Genomic DNA, 23,030 nt, shown 5'->3' on the forward strand with positions numbered 1-23,030 from the left:
GACACTTAAAATGCTACTAACGAAAGAATTAAATGAGTATTTTAACAATATATGGAAATTACAATAGGTAAGATTGTGATTTTACTCATTTTAGTTTTTGTTTTATATTGACGTTAGGGCTTATATATTATAAGATAATAAACGTTGAAAAATTAATAACTACTTCCGTTAAGGAAACATTAACTTCATTAAATTTGATTTAAAAAGTTGTTGACAAAGTGTTAAATGTATATTACAATGGTATACGTTACTTAATAGAGATGAAAGAAAAACCGTTTTGCTAAGCGGCCGTGGCGGAACGGCAGACGCGCTAGGTTGAGGGCCTAGTGGGAGTATTCCCGTGGAGGTTCAAATCCTCTCGGCCGCATCAAATACCTTAATTGAATAAGCGGGTGTAGTTTAATGGCAAAACCTCAGCCTTCCAAGCTGATGTTGTGGGTTCGATTCCCATCACCCGCTCCATATAGAAATTTTGATGAACATTGAAAACTGAATTGCAATATGTCAACGTTAATTCCGAACACAACATTAAATTGTTGGTTCAAAACAAGTGTTAGAGATAACACAAATTAGTATTTTATGAGCTAATCAAACATCATAATTCATTTATGGAGAGTTTGATCCTGGCTCAGGATGAACGCTGGCGGCGTGCCTAATACATGCAAGTCGAGCGAACAGATAAGGAGCTTGCTCCTTTGACGTTAGCGGCGGACGGGTGAGTAACACGTGGGTAACCTACCTATAAGACTGGGATAACTTCGGGAAACCGGAGCTAATACCGGATAACATTTGGAACCGCATGGTTCTAAAGTGAAAGATGGTTTTGCTATCACTTATAGATGGACCCGCGCCGTATTAGCTAGTTGGTAAGGTAACGGCTTACCAAGGCGACGATACGTAGCCGACCTGAGAGGGTGATCGGCCACACTGGAACTGAGACACGGTCCAGACTCCTACGGGAGGCAGCAGTAGGGAATCTTCCGCAATGGGCGAAAGCCTGACGGAGCAACGCCGCGTGAGTGATGAAGGGTTTCGGCTCGTAAAACTCTGTTATTAGGGAAGAACAAATGTGTAAGTAACTGTGCACGTCTTGACGGTACCTAATCAGAAAGCCACGGCTAACTACGTGCCAGCAGCCGCGGTAATACGTAGGTGGCAAGCGTTATCCGGAATTATTGGGCGTAAAGCGCGCGTAGGCGGTTTCTTAAGTCTGATGTGAAAGCCCACGGCTCAACCGTGGAGGGTCATTGGAAACTGGGAAACTTGAGTGCAGAAGAGGAAAGTGGAATTCCATGTGTAGCGGTGAAATGCGCAGAGATATGGAGGAACACCAGTGGCGAAGGCGACTTTCTGGTCTGTAACTGACGCTGATGTGCGAAAGCGTGGGGATCAAACAGGATTAGATACCCTGGTAGTCCACGCCGTAAACGATGAGTGCTAAGTGTTAGGGGGTTTCCGCCCCTTAGTGCTGCAGCTAACGCATTAAGCACTCCGCCTGGGGAGTACGACCGCAAGGTTGAAACTCAAAGGAATTGACGGGGACCCGCACAAGCGGTGGAGCATGTGGTTTAATTCGAAGCAACGCGAAGAACCTTACCAAATCTTGACATCCTTTGAAAACTCTAGAGATAGAGCTTTCCCCTTCGGGGGACAAAGTGACAGGTGGTGCATGGTTGTCGTCAGCTCGTGTCGTGAGATGTTGGGTTAAGTCCCGCAACGAGCGCAACCCTTAAGCTTAGTTGCCATCATTAAGTTGGGCACTCTAGGTTGACTGCCGGTGACAAACCGGAGGAAGGTGGGGATGACGTCAAATCATCATGCCCCTTATGATTTGGGCTACACACGTGCTACAATGGACAATACAAAGGGCAGCTAAACCGCGAGGTCATGCAAATCCCATAAAGTTGTTCTCAGTTCGGATTGTAGTCTGCAACTCGACTACATGAAGCTGGAATCGCTAGTAATCGTAGATCAGCATGCTACGGTGAATACGTTCCCGGGTCTTGTACACACCGCCCGTCACACCACGAGAGTTTGTAACACCCGAAGCCGGTGGAGTAACCATTTATGGAGCTAGCCGTCGAAGGTGGGACAAATGATTGGGGTGAAGTCGTAACAAGGTAGCCGTATCGGAAGGTGCGGCTGGATCACCTCCTTTCTAAGGATATATTCGGAAACATCTTCTTACGAAGATGAAATAGGAATAACATTGACATATTGTATTCAGTTTTGAGTGCTCATTGGAGTATTCATTGCATTTTTTGTACATTGAAAACTAGATAAGTAAGTAAAATTTATGATTTTACCAAGCAAAACCGAGTGAATTAGAGTTTTTAACAAGCTTTGAATTCAAAAAGAAATAATCGCTAGTGTTCGAAAGAACACTCACAGATTAATAACATTTTGGGTTTTCAACCGACTTGTTCGTGTTGAAAGTCAAAAAAGATTAAGTTATTAAGGGCGCACGGTGGATGCCTTGGCACTAGAAGCCGATGAAGGACGTTACTAACGACGATATGCTTTGGGGAGCTGTAAGTAAGCTTTGATCCAGAGATTTCCGAATGGGGAAACCCAGCATGAGTTATGTCATGTTATCGATATGTGAATACATAGCATATCTGAAGGTAGACGCGGAGAACTGAAACATCTTAGTACCCGCAGGAAGAGAAAGAAAAATCGATTCCCTGAGTAGCGGCGAGCGAAACGGGAAGAGCCCAAACCAACGAGCTTGCTTGTTGGGGTTGTAGGACACTCTATACGGAGTTACAAAAGAATAAACTAGACGAATCATCTGGAAAGATGAATCAAAGAAGGTAATAATCCTGTAGTCGAAAGTTTGTTCACTCTTGAGTGGATCCTGAGTACGACGGAACACGAGAAATTCCGTCGGAATCCGGGAGGACCATCTCCCAAGGCTAAATACTCTCTAGTGACCGATAGTGAACCAGTACCGTGAGGGAAAGGTGAAAAGTACCCCGGAAGGGGAGTGAAATAGAACTTGAAACCGTGTGCTTACAAGTAGTCAGAGCCCGTTAATGGGTGATGGCGTGCCTTTTGTAGAATGAACCGGCGAGTTACGATTTGATGCAAGGTTAAGCAGTGAATGTGGAGCCGTAGCGAAAGCGAGTCTGAATAGGGCGTTGAGTATTTGGTCGTAGACCCGAAACCAGGTGATCTACCCATGACCAGGTTGAAGTTCAGGTAACACTGAATGGAGGACCGAACCGACTTACGTTGAAAAGTGAGCGGATGAGTTGTGGGTAGCGGAGAAATTCCAATCGAACCTGGAGATAGCTGGTTCTCTCCGAAATAGCTTTAGGGCTAGCCTCAAGTGATGATTATTGGAGGTAGAGCACTGTTTGGACGAGGGGCCCTTATCGGGTTACCGAATTCAGACAAACTCCGAATGCCAATCAATTTAACTTGGGAGTTAGAACGCGGGTGATAAGGTCCGTGTTCGAAAGGGAAACAGCCCAGACCACCAGCTAAGGTCCCAAAATATATGTTAAGTGGAAAAGGATGTGGCGTTGCCCAGACAACTAGGATGTTGGCTTAGAAGCAGCCATCATTTAAAGAGTGCGTAATAGCTCACTAGTCGAGTGACACTGCGCCGAAAATGTACCGGGGCTAAACATATTACCGAAGCTGTGGATTGTCCGTAAGGACAATGGTAGGAGAGCGTTCTAAGGGCGTTGAAGCATGATCGCAAGGACATGTGGAGCGCTTAGAAGTGAGAATGCCGGTGTGAGTAGCGAAAGACGGGTGAGAATCCCGTCCACCGATTGACTAAGGTTTCCAGAGGAAGGCTCGTCCGCTCTGGGTTAGTCGGGTCCTAAGCTGAGGCCGATAGGCGTAGGCGATGGATAACAGGTTGATATTCCTGTACCACCATTATTCGTTTTAAGCGATGGGGGGACGCAGTAGGATAGGCGAAGCGTACTATTGGATTGTACGTCCAAGCAGTAAGACTGAGTGTTAGGCAAATCCGGCACTCTTAAGGTCAAGCTGTGATGGGGAGAGGAAATTGTTTCCTCGAGTCGTTGATTTCACACTGCCGAGAAAAGCCTCTAGCTAGAATTGTGGTGCCCGTACCGCAAACCGACACAGGTAGTCAAGATGAGAATTCTAAGGTGAGCGAGCGAACTCTCGTTAAGGAACTCGGCAAAATGACCCCGTAACTTCGGGAGAAGGGGTGCTCTTTAGGGTTAACGCCCAGGAGAGCCGCAGTGAATAGGCCCAAGCGACTGTTTATCAAAAACACAGGTCTCTGCTAAACCGTAAGGTGATGTATAGGGGCTGACGCCTGCCCGGTGCTGGAAGGTTAAGAGGAGTGGTTAGCTTCTGCGAAGCTACGAATCGAAGCCCCAGTAAACGGCGGCCGTAACTATAACGGTCCTAAGGTAGCGAAATTCCTTGTCGGGTAAGTTCCGACCCGCACGAAAGGCGTAACGATTTGGGCACTGTCTCAACGAGAGACTCGGTGAAATCATAGTACCTGTGAAGATGCAGGTTACCCGCGACAGGACGGAAAGACCCCGTGGAGCTTTACTGTAGTCTGATATTGAAATTCGGCACAGCTTGTACAGGATAGGTAGGAGCCTGAGATGCGTGAGCGCTAGCTTACGTGGAGGCGTTGGTGGGATACTACCCTCGCTGTGTTGGATTTCTAACCCGCACCATTTATCATGGTGGGAGACAGTGTCAGATGGGCAGTTTGACTGGGGCGGTCGCCTCCTAAAGAGTAACGGAGGCGCTCAAAGGTTTCCTCAGAATGGTTGGAAATCATTCATAGAGTGTAAAGGCATAAGGAAGCTTGACTGCGAGACTTACAAGTCGAGCAGGGTCGAAAGACGGACTTAGTGATCCGGTGGTTCCGCATGGAAGGGCCATCGCTCAACGGATAAAAGCTACCCCGGGGATAACAGGCTTATCTCCCCCAAGAGTTCACATCGACGGGGAGGTTTGGCACCTCGATGTCGGCTCATCGCATCCTGGGGCTGTAGTCGGTCCCAAGGGTTGGGCTGTTCGCCCATTAAAGCGGTACGCGAGCTGGGTTCAGAACGTCGTGAGACAGTTCGGTCCCTATCCGTCGTGGGCGTAGGAAATTTGAGAGGAGCTGTCCTTAGTACGAGAGGACCGGGATGGACATACCTCTGGTGTACCAGTTGTCGTGCCAACGGCATCGCTGGGTAGCTATGTATGGACGGGATAAGTGCTGAAAGCATCTAAGCATGAAGCCCCCCTCAAGATGAGATTTCCCAACTTCGGTTATAAGATCCCTCAAAGATGATGAGGTTAATAGGTTCGAGGTGGAAGCATAGCGATATGTGGAGCTGACGAATACTAATCGATCGAAGACTTAATCAAATTTTAAATGTTTTGTTTTGGTTAAATCATATTTACTTACTATCTAGTTTTGAATGTATAATTTCATACATTTCATTGTCTGGTGACAATGGCAAAGAGGTCACACCTGTTCCCATGCCGAACACAGAAGTTAAGCTCTTTAGCGCCGATGGTAGTCGGACTTACGTTCCGCAAGAGTAGGACGTTGCCAGGCAATTAAAGACCCAATAGGGTCTTTTTTTTGTGCGCTAAAGAGCTTAACTTTAACGGAAAGTCATTGTCGATTTCGACGGAGTACATGAGCAAAGCTCATGCATAAGTCCCACTAGTACAATATTAAGAAAGTGGGACTTTAGAAGCTGACGAACTAAACGAGCGACGAAATGAGCTTACGAGTGGTAAGTGAGTAAGGAGAACGTGCAAGTGAGGAAAGATGCGAGCGCTTGTCTTACGACAAGAAAGCTCTTTAGCGCCGAAGGTAGCAGACTTACGTTCCGCAAGAGTAGGACGTTGCCAGGCAATTAAAGATCCAATAGGGTCTTTTTTTTATGCGCTAAAGAGCTTAACTTCAACCGAAAGTCATTGTCGATTTCGACTGAGTACATGAGCAAAGCTCATGCATAAGTCCCACTAATACAATATTAATAAAGTGGGACTTTAGAAGCTGACGAACTAAACGAGCGACGAAATGAGCATACGAGTGGTAAGTGAGTAAGGAGAACGTGCAAGTGAGGAAAGATGCGAGCGTTTGTCTCACGACAAGAAAGCTCTTTAGCGCCGAAGGTAGCAGACTTACGTTCCGCAAGAGTAGGCAAAGCGGAATACATGAGCAAAAGCTCATGTATAAGTCCCACTAGTACAATGAAATATAATCTGATAAGAAGTCACAATTCTATTTTAATAAATTAGAGTCAAAATTAATAAAGTGGGACTTTACAGGCAATTAAAGACCCAATACGAAGTATTGGATAATCAAAAAAGAAGCACTCAGATGAATTGAATTAAATCATCTGAGTGCTATTTTTCTGGGATTTATGTCCCAACCTCCATAATAGACATATAATCCATTGTATAAGTAGGTGTAGAAAAAATCATTTCATATAAACAATGAGATTCTTTTAGTATGCATAACTAAATTAGTAAGGAATAAAGCATTTTATTTTCATTAATATAAATATTAGAATTATCAAATTCATCTACATTTGCTTTTAAGTTATCTAAGTCTTTGTGATTATTTAATTGAATACCTATGATTACTGTGCCTGTATTTTGAGAAGATTTTTTAAGATACTCAAATTTGGTTATGTCATCTTTAGGTCCAAGGACTTCATTAACAAATTCTCTTAATGCACCAGGACGTTGTGGGAAATTTAAAATAAAATAATGTTTCATTTCTTCGTATAATAAGGAACGTTCCTCAATTTCTTTCATTCGATTAATATCATTATTACCGCCGCTGACTACACATACAACTGTTTTGCCTTTGATTTCTGCTTGATATTGATCAAGTGCTGCGACGCTTAACGCACCAGCAGGTTCTGCAATAATGGCTTGTTTTGAGTACATATCTAAAATAGTTGAACAAACAGCACCTTCATGTACTTGAACATAGTCATCAACAACATTTTTACAAATATCAAATGTGATTTGACCCACACGTGCTACAGATGCGCCATCAACAAATTTATCTATATCAGGCAATGTGACAATTTGTTTTTCTAAAACTACTGAAGCATACATACTACTTGCACCAGCAGGTTCTACACCAATAATTGAAGTTTCAGGAGCATGTTCTTTAAAGTAAGTACCTACGCCTGAAATTAAACCTCCACCACCGATTGCAGCAAATAAATAATCAAATTGAATATCGTCTTCTTTTGATTGTTCAAGTATTTCTTTTGCTAGTGTCCCTTGTCCAGCAATTGTAAAAATATTATTGAAAGGATCAATAAAGTTCATTTTATTTTCTTCTGTGTAAACAAGAGCTTCTTTTAAGCAATCATCAAATGTATCTCCAGTTAAAACTACTTCAGTATTACTGCCACCAAAGAATTTCACTTGATTTATTTTTTGTAATGGGGTAGTTATTGGCATAAAAATCACTGCATTTAAATTCAACTTACTAGCAGTATATGCTACACCCTGAGCGTGATTACCAGCACTAGCACATGTAATGCCGTTTTGGCGATCAATTTCATTTAGTGTGATAATTGCGTTATATGCGCCTCTAAGTTTAAATGATCTTACCCATTGTAAATCCTCACGCTTAAGATAAACATTACAATCATATTTATGAGATAAATAATGATCTTTTTGTAATGGTGTCTCTTTAGCAATATCTTTTAATTGTAAATAAGCTTCATCGATATCTTTAGAAGACACAGTAGTTTTTACAGTCATATGATTTCACACCTTTACTTATTAATTTAGTAATTATTTAATACGTTTTTGCTGTTTCATAGGCTTTAATTGCATCCTCGTATTGTAAAGTCAATGCAATATCATCAAGTCCATTAACGAGTTTATTCTTCCAAGTTTCATCAATTTCAAAATCAAAAGATTTATCTAATGTAGAAACTGTTTGATTTGGTAAATCTATAGTAATTTTACTTGCTTGTGCAAGATATTTTCTTGCATTTTCATCTAAAACGATTGGTAACATAGCATTTTTAGTGCAATTCATATAAAAGATATCACTATAACTACCAGCGATAATAATATCAAAACCATAATCTTTAAGCGCCCAAGCCGCGTGTTCACGACTTGAACCACAACCAAAGTTTTCACCAGTAATTAAGATTGAAGCCCCTTTATATTCGGGCTTATTTGGATTAAAGTCTGGATTATCTGATCCATCATCTAGGTAGCGCCACTCATCAAATGCAAAAGGGCCGAAACCCGATTTTGATATACGTTTCAAATGTGCTTTAGGTATAATTTGATCGGTATCAATATTATCATGGAATAATGGAACCACTTTACCTGTATAAGTAGTGATAGGTTTAATTTCCATATTAGACAACCACCTTTCTTACATCTACAAATTTCCCATTAATTGCTGCAGCTGCTGCCATAGCAGGGGAAACTAGGTGTGTTCGTGCACCTTTACCTTGACGACCTTCAAAGTTTCGGTTACTAGTTGATGCACAATGTACGCCATCAGGTACTTGGTCAGGATTCATACCTAGACACATTGAACATCCAGGTTCACGCCAATCAAATCCTGCTTCTTTGAAAATTTTATCAAGCCCCAATTTTTCTGCTTCGATTTTTACAGTACGTGATCCAGGGACGACAATAGCTGTAATGTTAGGGTGCACTTTATTTCCTTTTACGATATGACTAGCTTCAACCAAGTCAGAAAGACGAGCATTTGTACATGAACCTAAGAATACATAACCTAGATTAATATCTTCAGCTTTTTGACCAGGTTCAAGACCCATATAATTATAAGCACGCTCATCGTTAACATTTTTAATTTCAGGGAAAGGCGTATGGAAACCTACTCCCATTTCTGGACTTGTCCCCCATGTAACTTGTGGTTCTAAATCAGACACATCCATTTCAATGACTCTATCAAATTCAGCGTCTTCATCTGTATAGAGTTCACGCCAAGAATCAACATCATATTCAAAGTTAGTAGAATATGGACGTCCTTTAACATAATCAAATGTAGTTTCGTCAGGGGCCATCATACCGTATTTTGCACCTGCTTCAATAGCCATGTTACAAATAGTCATTCGCGCTTCCATAGATAAGTTTTGAATTGTTTCACCAGCAAATTCTAATGCGTATCCCGTACCAAAATCAACGCCGTATTGGTTAATTAGATATAGAATAATGTCTTTTGCATAAACACCAGTAGGTAATTGTCCAGTGACCTCAATTTTTAGATTCTTGGGTTTGGTTTGCCAAAGTGATTGTGTAGCAAAAACATGTTCTACTTCACTAGTACCAATGCCGAAAGCAATTGCACCAAATGCACCATGTGTTGCAGTGTGTGAATCTCCGCATACTATAGTTTTTCCTGGTTGTGTTAAACCTGTTTCAGGTCCAACCATGTGGACAATACCTTGTTCATCTGAACCCATATCAAAGATATGAACACCAAAAGCCTTAGCATTATTTTGCAATGTTGTAATTTGTTTATTTGCAATTTCATCTTTAATATTAAAAATATCTACAGTTGGCACATTATGGTCAAGCGTCGCATAAGTTAAGTCTGGTCTACGTAGTTGTCTATTATTAAGTCTTAATCCCTCAAAAGCTTGAGGAGATGTAACTTCATGTATTAGATGCAAATCTATATATAATAACTGTGGGTCACCTTCTTTACCAGTTAAGACATGTTTGTTCCAAACTTTGTCAAATAGTGTTTTACCCATATGACATCTCCTCCTTTTTTAAAGATTTTCCTTAACGTAATTAAAAATATCCGATGTATGATAATCACCATTGAGATCACGTGTTGTTTTACCTTCTTTAATTAATTGATAAATAATTGCTTCTAATTTATCAGCTGCTTCGTTTTGGTTTAAACTTTCTCTAAGGCACATTACAACAGATAGTAGCATACCAAATGGATTAGCAATATCTTGATTAGCAATATCAGGCGCTGAGCCATGTATGGGTTCATAAAGTCTAGGGCCATGTTCACTGAAACTTGCAGAAGGTGATAAGCCTAGAGAACCTGGAATAACAGATGCTTCATCACTTAAAATATCACCGAATAGATTTTCTGTAACAATGACGTCAAATTGTGATGGGTTAGTGATTAAGTGCATGGCACAAGCATCAACAAGTAAATGATTTACTTCAACTTCAGGATACTCAACTGCAATATCATTAATCACTTGACGCCACAATTTACTAGAGGATAAAACATTTTCTTTATCTACTGAAGTTAATTTTTTATGGCGTTTTTGAGCTAAATCAAAAGCAACTCTAGCAATTCTTTCAATTTCAGTTCTAGTATAGGTTAATGAATCGAGCGCATCGTTATCATTTAATTGTTTTGGTTCACCGAAGTAGATACCGCCAGTTAACTCTCTTACTAAAATGAAATCTGTACCTGCAACACGTTCTTCTTTAATAGGGGATAAATGACTAGTGCCATTTGTAACTGTAGTAGGGCGTATATTTGCAAACAGACCTAATGCTTTACGAATACCTAATAAACCTTGTTCTGGTCTATTATTAGGATCTGTCCAATTAGGTCCCCCCACAGCACCTAATAGAATTGCGTCTGCATTTTTGCAAGCATTTAATGTTGATTCTGGAAGTGGTTCACCGTGGTTATCAATGGCAATGCCACCAAAATCATGTGTTTCTATATCATAATCAAAATTAAAGGATTTACTTAGTTGTTGTAATACTTCTAATGAACCATTCAATATTTCAGGTCCAATTCCATCTCCTGGAAGGGCTACGATCTTATGGCTCATGAGTGAATACCTTCTTCCTCATGAGTATTTGCTACATATTTGGCATGTGCTTCAACATATGATTTACAAGAAGCTAATAAGATATCATGGTCAATACCTACACCAGTAACAATTTGATCATCTATCTTAATTTGTACATGTACTTCTGCTTGAGCATCTGTACCTTCAGTTACTGAATCTATGCGATATTCAATAAGTTCTGTCTTGCGATCAAAGATACGATCAACAGCGTTGTATACTGAAACAATTGATCCCGTACCAATACTTGAATCTTGATAAGTATTACCATCTTTATCTTTAATGACGACAACGGCACTTTGAAGTCCATTTGATACAAATTGTAACTGTAATGTTTCTACTTTATATATAGCATTTTGTTCATGCTCTGTGCCTTGAATCAATGCATGAATATCACGATCTGTAACTGATTTTTTCTTATCTGCAATTGTTTTAAACTGTTTAAATAAGGTTTTTTGATCTTCAGGCTCTACATCGTAACCTAAAGCTGTCAATTTTTCTGCAAAGGCATGTTTACCTGATAGTTTACCAAGAGGTAATTCAGTTGTTTTAACACCAACTAATTGTGGCGTCATAATTTCATATGTTTCTGGATTTTTCAGAACGCCATCTTGATGAATTCCAGATTCATGACTGAATGCATTTTGCCCGACAATGGCTTTATTTCTAGGGACTCGAATACCCGCAAATCTTGCAATTAAATCTGAAGTTTGTTTGGTTTCTTCTAAGTTGATTTTTGTCTGATTGTTGTAATGATCTTGTCGAACGTAAAGGCCGAGCGCAACTTCCTCGAGAGCTGTATTACCTGCACGTTCCCCAATACCATTTAATGTACCTTCGATGCGTTTTGCACCATTTTCAATTGCTGCCATACTATTGGCTACAGCAAGTCCAAGGTCATCATGACAATGCGCACTATAAATGACTTCATGATTCGTTGTTATTGATTCTTGCAGTGTTTTGAAAATTTGGCCATATTCTTTAGGATAACTGAATCCTACAGTATCAGGTATATTGATAACACTGGCTCCGGCGTCTACAGCTGTTTGAACACATTCGATTAAAAATGATGGTTCGGTTCTTGTAGCATCTTCAGGTGAAAATTGAACGACATCAAAGTATTGTTTCGCATAAGATACATGTTCTTTGATTGAAGCTAATACTTCTTCTTTAGACATCATTAATTTTGAATCTCGGTGTATTGGACTAGTCGCTATAAAAACATGAATTCTCGGTTTTGCAGCTTCTTTTGTAGCTTCATATACAGCATCTATATCTTTCTTTACACAACGTGCTAATCCACAAACTGCAGTTGTAGTTAATGCTCTAGATATTGCTTCAACAGATTTGAAACTACCAGTACTTGATGCAGGAAAACCAGCTTCTATGATATCGACGCCCCATTTTTCCAATTGTTTTGCTATCTTCAATCTTTCATCGAATGAAAAGTTTACTCCAGGTGTTTGTTCACCGTCTCTAAGTGTTGTATCAAAAATTTGAATATGGCTACTCATTTTCAACATCTCCTATTACTAAATTTTAGACACAATTATTAAGTCGTAAGTATTAAAGAATCTCAAAGAGGGGAAAAACTATAGTGTAATTATGCCTAATGAGATTCTTCTTACCACGAGATAATAAATTTAGTGTCTATTTATTTTTCAATACTTTTAGATTTAATGAATGGCATCATTTCACGAAGATCTCTACCAACTGCTTCGATTTGATGTCCATGTTGCTCTTCACGTAATTTATGGAATTCTTCAAAGTTATTTTCATTATCTTTAATAAAACGATCACTGAAGTTTCCTTTTTGAATATCTTCTAGTACAGCTTTCATATTGTCTTTTACATCTGGAGTGATAACACGTGGGCCAGAAACATAATCGCCAAATTCTGCTGTATTAGAAATTGAATAGCGCATGTTTTCCATTCCGCCTTCATACATTAAATCAACGATAAGTTTCATTTCATGTAACACTTCGAAGTAGGCAATTTCAGGTTGATAACCCGCTTCAACTAATGTTTCGAAACCAGATTGAATTAATTTAGTAGTACCACCACATAAAACGGCTTGTTCACCAAATAAATCAGTTTCAGTTTCTTCTTTAAATGAAGTTTCTAATACACCAGCACGTGTAGCACCGATACCTTTTGCATAGCTTAATGCTAAATCAGTAGCTTCACCACTAGCATCTTGTTCAACGGCGAATAGGGCAGGGACTGCACTACCTTCAGCGAATGTACGACGCACTAAATGTCCTGGTCCTTTTGGTGCAACTAAGAATACATCAACGTCTTCTGGTGGTTGGATGACACCGAAATGAATATTAAATCCATGAGCGAATACTAATGCATTATTAGGTTCTAAATTAGGTGCAACTTCTTCTTTATATACTTGTCCTTGGATTTCATCTGGTAAAAGTACCATGATAACATCAGCTTGTTTTGCTGCTTCATTTACAGGATATACTTCGAAGCCGTCATCTTTTGCTTTATCAAAAGAACGTCCATGTCTGATACCGATAATTACGTCATAACCGTTGTCTTTTAAATTTTGAGCGTGGGCATGTCCTTGAGATCCATAGCCTAAGACTGCTACTTTTTTACCTTGTAAAGCATCTTTCGTTACTGATTGGTCATAATAAACTGTTGTCATAATAAAATCCTCCATGTTTTTTAAATTTAGTTATTGTTGTTTCAAAACTATACTAAAGCTGCTGAACCAGTTCTTGAAACTTGTTCAATTTGATATGATGATAGATCATCTAATAAATTATCCATTGTATATTGTGGACCTGAAGCTTGAAGGTAAGTATACTCATCTTCATTTTTCAATATAGAGACTAGCGCATCATAAGGTTTGATTACTTTTTGTAAGTCTTGTTGATTTATTGGTTTTTGTATTTTCACCAATACCAATTCTCTATTGTAAGTATTGGTTTCGGTAATATCTTCAACATCTATGATGTTAATTTGCTTTTCAAGTTGTTGTAATAAATTACGTAATACATCTGTATCTGGTACTTCTGCTACAAACGTTATATCAGATATACCTTCCTCTAATGTAGGTGTCGCAGAGAGTGTAACAATGTTAAATTGTCTACGAACAAAAATACTCGTTAATCTATTTAATGTACCAGCTTTATCTCTTACCTTAGTTCTAAATGTCCTTCTCATAATAGTCCCTCCATCTCATGGTTGGCTTTACCACTTGGTACCATAGGAGTTACTGGTTCGATTGGTGAAATACGAACGTCAATTAGTGCTGGTCCATCATGTTGGAAAGCCGCATCAATTTGTTGTTCTAATTGTGCAGGATCATCAACGATATATCCTTTGACATTATATGCTTCAGCGATTTTTAAAAAGTCTGGTTGGCCATTAAATACTGAATGTGAGAAACGTTTATTGAAAAACTTATCTTGCCATTGTTTAACCATACCTAGCGTACCGTTATTAACCATTACAATTTTTATATCAAGGTTATATTCTTCTAAAATTGCCATTTCTTGGTTAGTCATTTGGAAACCACCATCGCCTACAAAGCAAATAACTGTTTTATCAGGTTCTGCAAGTTTTGCTCCAATAGCAGCAGGGATACCAAATCCCATTGTTCCTAAACCACCGCTTGTTACAAGTTGTCCGTGGTCTTTGAATGGATAGTACTGAGCAACCCACATTTGATGTTGACCCACGTCGGTTGTTACGATTGCATCTCCATTTGTGATTTCGCCTATATACTCAATTGTGCGTTGTGGTTTGGAGAAAACACCTTGCTCATCTTCTTGATAGGCAAAAGGTTGATTTACTTTGTTTTCATTACAAGTTTCTAACCATGCTTCATGTTTAATTGAATAGCTATCAAAATCTAATAGTGCTTCTAATGTAGCTTTACAATCTGCAACAATGCCCAAATCTACTTTGATTATTTTATTAATTTCTGATGGGTCGATGTCTACGTGAACAATCTTAGCGTTTGGCGCAAATTCATCTGGATTACTAGCTAAACGGTCATCAAAACGGCTACCAAAGTTGATGAGTAAATCACATTCAGTCAATGCCATATTACTGGCGTATGATCCATGCATACCGCCCATACCTAAGAAATAGGGGTTTTCATATGGTATTGCACCAAGCCCAAGTAATGTACTAACTACTGGTAATTGATGTATATTTATAAATTCAGTAAATACATCATTAGCTTTTGCATGATTAATGCCTGCACCAGAAAGAACAACGGGTTTTTTAGCGCTTTTTAAATAATCACGAAGCTTTTGTATGTCTTCTTTTGCTGGTTGATTTGGTACTGTATAACCTGGTAATTCTATTTCGTTTGTGATTTGAGCGTTAGTAGATAAAATACCCATATCTTTAGGGAAATCGATAACCACAGGGCCTTTTCTACCACTATTAGCGATATAGAAAGCTTCATGGATTATTTTCGGAATATCATTAACATTTTTTACTTGGTAGTTATGTTTTGTTATTGGTGTTGTCATAGAAAGTAAATCTGCTTCTTGGAAGGCATCTTTACCTATGCCTGGTGTTGCTACTTGTCCAGTGATTACTACCAAAGGTAACGAATCACTGTAAGCATCAGCGATACCAGTGATAGCATTTGTTGCCCCTGGACCACTCGTTACAACAACTACACCAGTATTGCCTGATACACGTGCATAGCCTTCTGCTGCATGAGTAGCACCTTGTTCATGTCTTGCTAGAATATGCTTGATTTTACCTTCGTAAAAAGTGTCATAAAGCGGAAGAACCGCGCCACCAGGGTAGCCAAATATAAAATCTACTTTCTCATTCGCAAGAGATTCAACGAGCAATTCTGAACCAGATTTCATTTCATCTATTGTTTCTTGTTCTAATTCAACTTCAGGTTCAACAGTTTCAGCGGCTTCTAAATAATCGAAATTTTCTGACATTTCTTGTTCAAGCGTTTCAGTTTGTCTAGACATAGTGCTCACTCCTTAAATTAGATTTTCTGGTACTTGCATAATGCCACCTGTATTAGCGCTTGTTACTAAAGCAGTGTAACGTGCAAGATAACCTGTTTTTACTTTTGCTTTAAATGGTTTTAAATCTTGTTTTCTAGCTTCTAATGTTTCAGTTGATACTTCAACGTCTAAGGTTCTATTTGTTAAATCAATTGTAATTTCATCACCATCTTTGATGAGACCAATTGGGCCACCTGAAGCAGCTTCTGGAGATACATGACCTACTGCGATACCTCGTGTTGCACCTGAGAAACGGCCATCTGTTATTAAAGCTACATCCTTACCTAATCCTCTACCTACAATTGAGGAAGTAGGTGCTAACATTTCTGGCATTCCAGGACCACCTTTAGGACCTTCATATCTAATGACGACTACATGACCTTCACGAACAATATGATTATCAATTGCTTCAACTGCTTCATCGTGTGAATCAAAACAAATTGCTTTACCTTTAAATACTTTAATAGATGGGTCAACGCCACCAACTTTTATAACTGCACCTTTTGGCGCTATGTTACCGTATAAAATGGACAATCCACCTTGCTTATCATAAGGGTTATCAAGATGCCTAATAACATCACTGTTTAAAATTGCTTTGTCTTCATTATTTTCTCGTAATGTTTTGCCTGTAGCTGTTATTCTGTCTGGATGAAGTGTACCTTCTTTTTTGAATAACTCATTGATGATTGCAGGAACACCACCAGCTTCGTGTACATCATGCATTGAATATGAAGAGCTAGGTGCAATTTTTGAAAGATAAGGTGTCTTTTTGGCAATTTCATTGATTCGTGTTAAATCATAATCAATACCCGCTTCGTTAGCAATTGCAAGTGTGTGTAATACAGTATTTGTTGAACCACCCATCGCCATGTCTAATGCGAATGCGTCATCAATTGCTTCTCGTGTTACGATATCTTTTGGTTTTAAATCGTTTTTAATGTTATCTACTAATTTAAACGCTGCTTCTCTAATCATTTCTCTGCGCTGTTGACTTACTGCTAATGCTGTACCATTGTACGGAAGGGAAAGACCTAATACTTCCATTAAACAGTTCATTGAATTGGCTGTGAACATTCCAGAACATGAACCACAAGTAGGGCATGCATTTTGTTCCATATCTAAGAATTCTTCTTTTGAAATTGAACCATCTTTAAAAGCGCCTACTGCTTCAAACATTGATGATAATGTTAAGGCTTTTCCTTCAGAAGATAATCCTGCTTTCATAGGGCCACCCGAGCAAAAGATTGCTGGGACATTTGTTCTTACTGCAGCTAATAACATACCAGGTGTTATTTTGTCGCAATTTGGAATGTAAAATACGCCATCAAACCAGTGTGCATTAATTACAGTTTCTGCAGCGTCAGCGATGATTTCTCTAGAGGGTAGGGAATATCTCATTCCAATATGGCCCATTGCGATACCATCATCTACGCCGATTGTGTCAAATTCAAAGGGAATTGCGCCTGCTTCACGAATTGCTTCTTTGGCAATATCTGCTAATTCTCTCAAATGTACATGTCCTGGGACAATATCGATATACGAATTACAAATTGCCACGAAGGGCTTGTTCATATCTGTTGGTTTTTCTAATGCACCAGTAGCGTGCAAAAGACTTCTTGCTGGAGCTTGCTGATCTCCTTTTTTGATCATATCGCTTCTCATATCTAATTCCCCCATAAAATTGAAAATAAAAAAGCGTCCCAATAAATAATTGGGACGCTTTTAAGTCCCATTCAACTAGAATAAGGACTTAAACGTTTAGTAATTTCTTTACTAAAGTTCCAGTCCTATGAGCATAATAAAATGACTAAAATATTTGAAGTTGTTGGTTGATATTGCATTGTATTTTTGGTCATTTTATTATACTCCTCTCGATAGAATGGTTTATTTTTTGATTTGTTTGAAATGTCTAAAAATTTGATAAATTAAATTTACTACATCATATTGGCGATGTCAACAACTTTTTGTAATTTTCTATCAATTCAAACTATTCTAATTTAGTAAGAACTTGTTTCACTTTGAAGTAATATTGGAAAAAATTTGTTAAACTATAATAGTTAATTTTATGTAGATAAAAGGTTATAAGCATGTATAGACACAAAAATTTTGTTTAAGCTTTACAAAGTTTATTATATAACAGTGACTGCCAAAGCATAAGCGCTACTCATCCAAATGAATTTGGAAGTGAAAGGAGAGGACAATGATAAAAATTAATAATATCAATGACATGTCACATTTTGGTGATGTGTTAACAAAATATCTATCTGCCGGTGACTTAATTTTACTAAATGGAGACCTAGGTGCTGGAAAGACAACTTTAAGCCAATTTATCGGAAAAGCTTTAGGCGTACAGCGAAACATTAACTCTCCAACGTTTAATATAATAAAGTCATATCAAGGTGCAAATTTAAAATTACATCATATGGATTGTTATAGATTAGAAGATTCAGAAGAAGATTTAGGATTTGAAGAATATTTTGAAGATGATGCCGTAATTCTGATTGAATGGAGTCAATTTATAGCAGAATTTTTACCTGATCATTATTTATCAATTAATATTCAAACGGAGCATACTACTGAGCGCACGATAACTATAGATGCTCAAGGAAAGCATTATCTTAGAATTAAGGAGGATGTTGAACGTGAACTATCTGCTAATTGACACATCCAATCAACCCTTATCCGTTGCCATAACACAAGATGATAAAGTGTTAAACGAGATAAATACTAACGAGAAAACAAACCATTCGGTACAATTGATGCCAGCTATTTCCCAAGTGATTACTGACAGTCAAATAGCGAAGGAGGATATAAATGCCATTATTGTAGCAGAAGGACCAGGCTCGTATACTGGTCTGAGAATTGGAGTTACTGTAGCGAAAACGTTAGCCTATGCTTTAAATGCAGAACTATATGGTGTATCTTCACTGAAAGCACTTGCTGCAACAGCAACTGAAGAATCAGGTTTAATTGTACCTATATTTGATGCGCGACGTGAAGCTGTTTATACAGGCGTTTATAAAAACGAAAATGGACAACTAAAGCAAATTATAGAAGATCAATATATTACAATTAAGCGCCTGTTAGATATATTACACGAGCTAGCTGAACCATATAAATTTATTGGAATTGATAGCGAAAAGTTAGAAGTCCTATTAGATAGCACTTGTATTCCAAATTTACCACAAGCCAAGTATATGCAAGCACTCATAGATCAACCAACTGATGTACATCAATTTAAACCAAACTATATTAAAGTATCCGAGGCTGAAAGAAATTGGTTAAACCAACAGAACAAGAGTTAAATATTCGATTAATGGATTTGGGAGATGTCCCTCAAGTATTTGATATAGAAAGAAATAGTTTTAATGATAGCAGTTGGTCAATTGATGCATTTTATCATGAAGTAGAAAAAAATGAATTTGCACATTACTTCATTATAGAATTTAACGAAAAAATAATTGGCTATATAGGTGTTTGGATTGTTATAGATCAAGCACAAATAACTACGGTTGCTATTGATGAGTCATATAGAGGTTATGGACTTGGACAATTATTACTCAAATATGCAATGAGTTATGTCCAAACTAAATGTGAAGTAATGAGTTTAGAAGTGCGTGTGGATAATGAAATTGCACAACATGTTTATACAAACTTAGGCTTTCAATATGGTGGTAAGCGAAAAAATTATTATGGTGAAGGTGAGGATGCAATAGTTATGTGGGTGAATTTAAATGAATGAGACAACAATAATATTAGCAATTGAATCCAGTTGTGATGAAACAAGTGTCAGTGTTATTAAAAATGGAACAGATATACTGAGTAATATCGTCCTAAGTCAGATTGAAAGCCATAAAAGATTTGGGGGCGTCGTACCAGAAGTAGCGAGTAGGCACCATGTTGAAGGTATCACAACAACTATTGATGAAGCGTTGAACACTGCTGATGTAACCATGCTGCAGATTGATGCCATAGCAGTCACGCAAGGTCCTGGCTTAATAGGAGCGTTGCTAGTCGGTATAAATGCTGCGAAAGCATTAGCATTTGCATATGACAAACCATTAATTCCAGTCCATCATATAGCAGGTCATATATACGCGAATCATTTAGAAAAGCCACTCCAGTTTCCGGTCATGTCTTTAATCGTTTCGGGTGGACATACAGAATTGATTTATATGAAAGATCATTTGGACTTTGAAGTTATTGGTGAAACTAGAGATGATGCCGTAGGTGAAGCATATGACAAAGTGGCTAGAACCATTGGGCTTAGTTATCCAGGTGGACCACAAGTTGATAAATTAGCAGCTCAAGGTCAAGATAGTTATGATTTTCCAAGGGTATGGTTAGATAAAGATAGTTATGATTTTAGTTTTAGTGGATTAAAAAGTGCAGTAATTAACAAACTTCATAACGTTCGACAAAAAGGTGAACAAATTAACGAAGCGGACGTTGCCACAAGTTTCCAAAACAGCGTTGTTGAAGTATTAGTTGGTAAATCTATATCAGCATGTGAAGCTTATAATGTAAAGCAACTTATAGTTGCAGGTGGTGTAGCGAGTAATAAAGGTTTAAGATCTGCATTAGCTGAAGCTTGTGAAAGTCATAATATCACACTCTCAATACCAAGCCCTAAACTATGTACAGATAATGCTGCTATGATTGGTGCAGCCGCTCATTATTTATATCATGCTGGTGTTACAGCAGATATGACATTGAATGGTGTTAACAGTTTAGATATTGAAGCATTTACAGTTAAATAATTAGTAAAAATTACGAACTTAATATTAAGTAATTACTTTTAAAAAGTCCTGGATATCAATAAATATCTTGGGCTTTTTTGTGTTTATCAGACTTATGGATGCTAGATAAATTGATTGCTGCCCTTTAAGTTTTTAACTATTTAAAGTCGAAGTGCAAAAAATTAAAATTCTAAATTTTATAACAACAGAATATGGGTATAGTTAGTTTATAGAGATTTAAATAATTGATTTAATATGTGTTGATGTTTAACACCACAAGGAGGAAGTTAATAATGAAAGCAGTTCAATATTTTAATTTTCAAAATAGTTTGGCGGCGTTAAATTTTTATGAAGAACATTTTGGTGCAACGGATATACAACGTGTAGGTGGAGACCATGAAATGTTCGCCAATATGCCTGAAGAATATCAAGTGGACGCAGATTTTACAATGAACGCCTCATTTAATATACTTGGCGAAACATTCTATTGTAGTGACACGTGGAAGAACAAGAAAATAGATAATAGCGGCGCGATTGTTACATTTACATTTGATGGTTCGAATGAAGCGGAAAAAGAAACAGCAAAAGCTTTTTTTGATAAAGCAGTAGCAGCAGGATGTGAAGTGACGATGCCATTAGGTAAAACAGAATGGTCAGATTTTTACGGTATGTTTAATGATCCATTTGGTGTTACGTGGATGGTTAATGCGGAATAAATCATGAATTTAAAGTCGAATCTTTATAATTTATAATAAGTAGGTCTAAGTTATACAAATAGAGAGGGTGGATTATGTATCCATCCTCTCTGTTTGTAGTTATAAGCAATATCAAATGAAACGCAAAAACAATTTTTAATTAAGTATTACGGTTTGCTGTTGACTTTGCTCGATTATAAATTTTCTTTGGAAATGACATAATCCTAAGTAATTCTATTGCATTTCGGGTATCAGCTTTACCTTGTTTAATCTTAAAGTCAAAGGAAATATTATCCTCAGTTATAGACTCGTTAAAATGATAGTTTGAATATATATTGTCTAATAAAGAAGAGAGTTCAATGTCATGCGTAGCAGCAATAACAGTATAGCCTTCAAGTTGATTAAGATAACTTAGAACAGACTCTGATGCAGCAATACGTTCAGTTGTATTTGTACCTTTAAAAATTTCATCAATAAAACAATAAACTTTTTCAGTTGTAGTGATATCAAAGAGACGTTTAATAGATTTGATTTCAGTCATGAAATAACTATCACCTGTTAAGATATCATCTTGGTTTACCATTGAGGTATAAACCATACCGGGCTTATACTTAAATTCTTCAGCTGTAGCAGTGTTAACTGTTTGTGACAATACGATGTTTAGTGCAACAGCTTTCATAAATGTAGACTTACCAGATGCGTTTGAACCAGTTAGTAAAATATGATTGTCTATTGCTAAATCGTTTGGAACTGCATCATTAATCAATGGATGTGTTAATTGTTCAAAATGAATAACATCTTTTTCTACAACCTGAGGAATTGTATAATGATCTAGCGTTTCTCTCCACAAAGCCACGGCGTAATGATTATCGATATGAGCGATGTATTCATAGCACGCCATTACTTCATCTTCATACTTTTTAAAACTGTTTTGAATTAAATGAAACAGATGATAATCCATCATAAAGATTAATTTGAATAATAACGAAAACACAGATGTTTCGTCGTTTGAGTTCACACGGCCTAACAAGCCACTAAATTTGCGTGCAATAACAAAATGTTTAAAGTCAACATCTATATTAGGTGCAAGTTCGTGTTGTTGGATGGCGTACGCTTTTTTAATAACGGTTGATGTGTAGAACATTGAATTTAAATCTTGTTCATAGGTCTTTTTTAGGAATCCGCTTAACATCATATTAAAAATTGCGGAAAAAATAGTTAAAGTTATGCCAATACTAGGTGTGAAAATGGATAGAATTATAAAAATTAATGGTAAGTAAGTACAAAGCATAAAAAAGTTGTTGCGCTTAATTGATGAGATTTGATCTGGAAAAGTAGGGTAGATTGCTTTTCCGATTTGCGCTAAATAGAGTGAGATTTCATTTCTAAAATCTTTGTTAGTTGTAAAATTATAAAGAAGTTTAGCGTCTGTTACATGAAACATATTTTTTAACGTTGCAAAAAGTCTCATTTCACCAATAGCTGTAAAGTTAAAATTCATATTATGAAATACGCTATCAAGATTTAAATCTGACCACGTTTTTTCATCAATCAATGTCTCGTTGTTAAATTTGTGTTTATATGTATCAAATTGATAACGATAAGTATGGTTCGGTCTAATGAAGTTTTCTAAAGGACGTTTATTGCCCCATAAAGGTTTGATATCGTGCATAAGTTTTTTGTTGGCGACAATGGGTGAGATAATCATCAATGCAGTACCCAATAAAAGAAAAGCTATGAAGAACCAAAAAATTGTTGGCATGTTGTATTACTCCCTTTATT

At 37.7% G+C, this 23,030-nt stretch carries 15 protein-coding genes, 2 tRNA genes and 3 rRNA genes; 10 read left to right on the forward strand and 10 right to left on the reverse strand.

The window, feature by feature from the left end:
- The first annotated feature begins 284 nt into the window (after positions 1-284).
- From LG295_RS04775 to rrf, 5 genes are all read left to right on the forward strand, one after another.
- Positions 285-367, forward strand: a tRNA-Leu gene (locus tag LG295_RS04775).
- A gap of 21 nt (positions 368-388) precedes the next feature.
- A tRNA-Gly gene (locus LG295_RS04780) sits at positions 389-462 on the forward strand.
- A 143-nt stretch (positions 463-605) separates the two neighbouring features.
- Positions 606-2,158: ribosomal RNA gene (locus tag LG295_RS04785) — 16S ribosomal RNA — on the forward strand.
- 286 nt (positions 2,159-2,444) lie between these two features.
- Positions 2,445-5,367, forward strand: a 23S ribosomal RNA gene (locus LG295_RS04790).
- Between the two features lie 78 nt (positions 5,368-5,445).
- A 5S ribosomal RNA gene (gene rrf / locus LG295_RS04795) occupies positions 5,446-5,560 on the forward strand.
- Together the 16S, 23S and 5S rRNA genes with 2 tRNA genes alongside form the textbook arrangement of a ribosomal RNA operon.
- A 917-nt stretch (positions 5,561-6,477) precedes the next feature.
- On the opposite strand, the gene ilvA is transcribed toward rrf, so the two are convergent.
- The 9 genes from ilvA to ilvD all read right to left on the reverse strand — a co-directional run bounded on the left by ilvA (position 6,478) and on the right by ilvD (position 17,476).
- Positions 6,478-7,746, reverse strand: coding sequence for a threonine ammonia-lyase IlvA (gene ilvA, locus LG295_RS04800; protein ID WP_404476566.1), 1,269 nt, complete (start codon positions 7,744-7,746; stop codon positions 6,478-6,480).
- 37 nt (positions 7,747-7,783) lie between these two features.
- Positions 7,784-8,359, reverse strand: a complete 576-nt coding sequence (leuD, locus tag LG295_RS04805) for a 3-isopropylmalate dehydratase small subunit (protein ID WP_404476568.1) — start codon at positions 8,357-8,359, stop codon at positions 7,784-7,786.
- Between the two features lies 1 nt (position 8,360).
- Positions 8,361-9,731 carry a 3-isopropylmalate dehydratase large subunit gene (gene leuC, locus LG295_RS04810; RefSeq protein ID WP_107531709.1) on the reverse strand — a complete coding sequence of 457 codons (1,371 nt, stop codon included), beginning with the start codon at positions 9,729-9,731 and terminating at the stop codon, positions 8,361-8,363.
- Positions 9,732-9,749: 18 nt separating this feature from the next.
- Complete coding sequence (leuB, locus tag LG295_RS04815; RefSeq protein WP_107531710.1) at positions 9,750-10,790, reverse strand: 3-isopropylmalate dehydrogenase; 1,041 nt, start codon at positions 10,788-10,790, stop codon at positions 9,750-9,752.
- A complete protein-coding gene (locus LG295_RS04820) occupies positions 10,787-12,322 on the reverse strand; it encodes a 2-isopropylmalate synthase (RefSeq protein ID WP_107531711.1) in 1,536 nt (511 codons plus the stop codon). The genes leuB and LG295_RS04820 overlap by 4 nt, the downstream gene beginning before the upstream one ends.
- A gap of 140 nt (positions 12,323-12,462) precedes the next feature.
- A complete protein-coding gene (gene ilvC / locus LG295_RS04825; RefSeq protein WP_039069583.1) occupies positions 12,463-13,467 on the reverse strand; it encodes a ketol-acid reductoisomerase in 1,005 nt (334 codons plus the stop codon).
- Positions 13,468-13,514: 47 nt separating this feature from the next.
- On the reverse strand, positions 13,515-13,988 hold the full coding sequence (ilvN, locus tag LG295_RS04830) for an acetolactate synthase small subunit (protein ID WP_107531712.1): 474 nt from the start codon (positions 13,986-13,988) through the stop codon (positions 13,515-13,517).
- Positions 13,985-15,775 (reverse strand): biosynthetic-type acetolactate synthase large subunit, encoded by a 1,791-nt coding sequence (ilvB, locus tag LG295_RS04835; RefSeq protein ID WP_404476573.1) that lies wholly within the window; start codon positions 15,773-15,775, stop codon positions 13,985-13,987. Before ilvB ends, ilvN begins: the two co-directional genes overlap by 4 nt.
- A gap of 12 nt (positions 15,776-15,787) precedes the next feature.
- Complete coding sequence (gene ilvD, locus LG295_RS04840) at positions 15,788-17,476, reverse strand: dihydroxy-acid dehydratase (protein WP_107558661.1); 1,689 nt, start codon at positions 17,474-17,476, stop codon at positions 15,788-15,790.
- Between the two features lie 538 nt (positions 17,477-18,014).
- Here ilvD and tsaE point away from each other — a divergent pair.
- The 5 genes from tsaE to LG295_RS04865 all read left to right on the forward strand — a co-directional run bounded on the left by tsaE (position 18,015) and on the right by LG295_RS04865 (position 21,269).
- The gene (gene tsaE, locus LG295_RS04845) at positions 18,015-18,476 is read left to right on the forward strand and encodes a tRNA (adenosine(37)-N6)-threonylcarbamoyltransferase complex ATPase subunit type 1 TsaE (RefSeq protein ID WP_107531439.1); all 462 of its coding nucleotides are present in this window, start codon (positions 18,015-18,017) and stop codon (positions 18,474-18,476) included.
- The gene (gene tsaB / locus LG295_RS04850; protein ID WP_318832732.1) at positions 18,457-19,119 is read left to right on the forward strand and encodes a tRNA (adenosine(37)-N6)-threonylcarbamoyltransferase complex dimerization subunit type 1 TsaB; all 663 of its coding nucleotides are present in this window, start codon (positions 18,457-18,459) and stop codon (positions 19,117-19,119) included. The genes tsaE and tsaB overlap by 20 nt, the downstream gene beginning before the upstream one ends.
- Positions 19,092-19,556: a ribosomal protein S18-alanine N-acetyltransferase gene (gene rimI / locus LG295_RS04855; protein WP_107531437.1), complete on the forward strand. Its 465-nt coding sequence runs from the start codon at positions 19,092-19,094 to the stop codon at positions 19,554-19,556. Before tsaB ends, rimI begins: the two co-directional genes overlap by 28 nt.
- The gene (gene tsaD / locus LG295_RS04860; RefSeq protein ID WP_107531436.1) at positions 19,549-20,574 is read left to right on the forward strand and encodes a tRNA (adenosine(37)-N6)-threonylcarbamoyltransferase complex transferase subunit TsaD; all 1,026 of its coding nucleotides are present in this window, start codon (positions 19,549-19,551) and stop codon (positions 20,572-20,574) included. The genes rimI and tsaD overlap by 8 nt, the downstream gene beginning before the upstream one ends.
- A 272-nt stretch (positions 20,575-20,846) precedes the next feature.
- The gene (locus tag LG295_RS04865) at positions 20,847-21,269 is read left to right on the forward strand and encodes a VOC family protein (protein WP_017723422.1); all 423 of its coding nucleotides are present in this window, start codon (positions 20,847-20,849) and stop codon (positions 21,267-21,269) included.
- 139 nt (positions 21,270-21,408) lie between these two features.
- Here the strand turns inward: LG295_RS04865 and LG295_RS04870 are convergent, their stop codons facing one another.
- Positions 21,409-23,010 (reverse strand): MutS-related protein, encoded by a 1,602-nt coding sequence (locus tag LG295_RS04870; RefSeq protein WP_107558546.1) that lies wholly within the window; start codon positions 23,008-23,010, stop codon positions 21,409-21,411.
- Positions 23,011-23,030: the final 20 nt, after the last annotated feature.

The organism is Staphylococcus pseudoxylosus (assembly GCF_044794325.1).
GTDB lineage: Bacteria > Bacillota > Bacilli > Staphylococcales > Staphylococcaceae > Staphylococcus > Staphylococcus pseudoxylosus.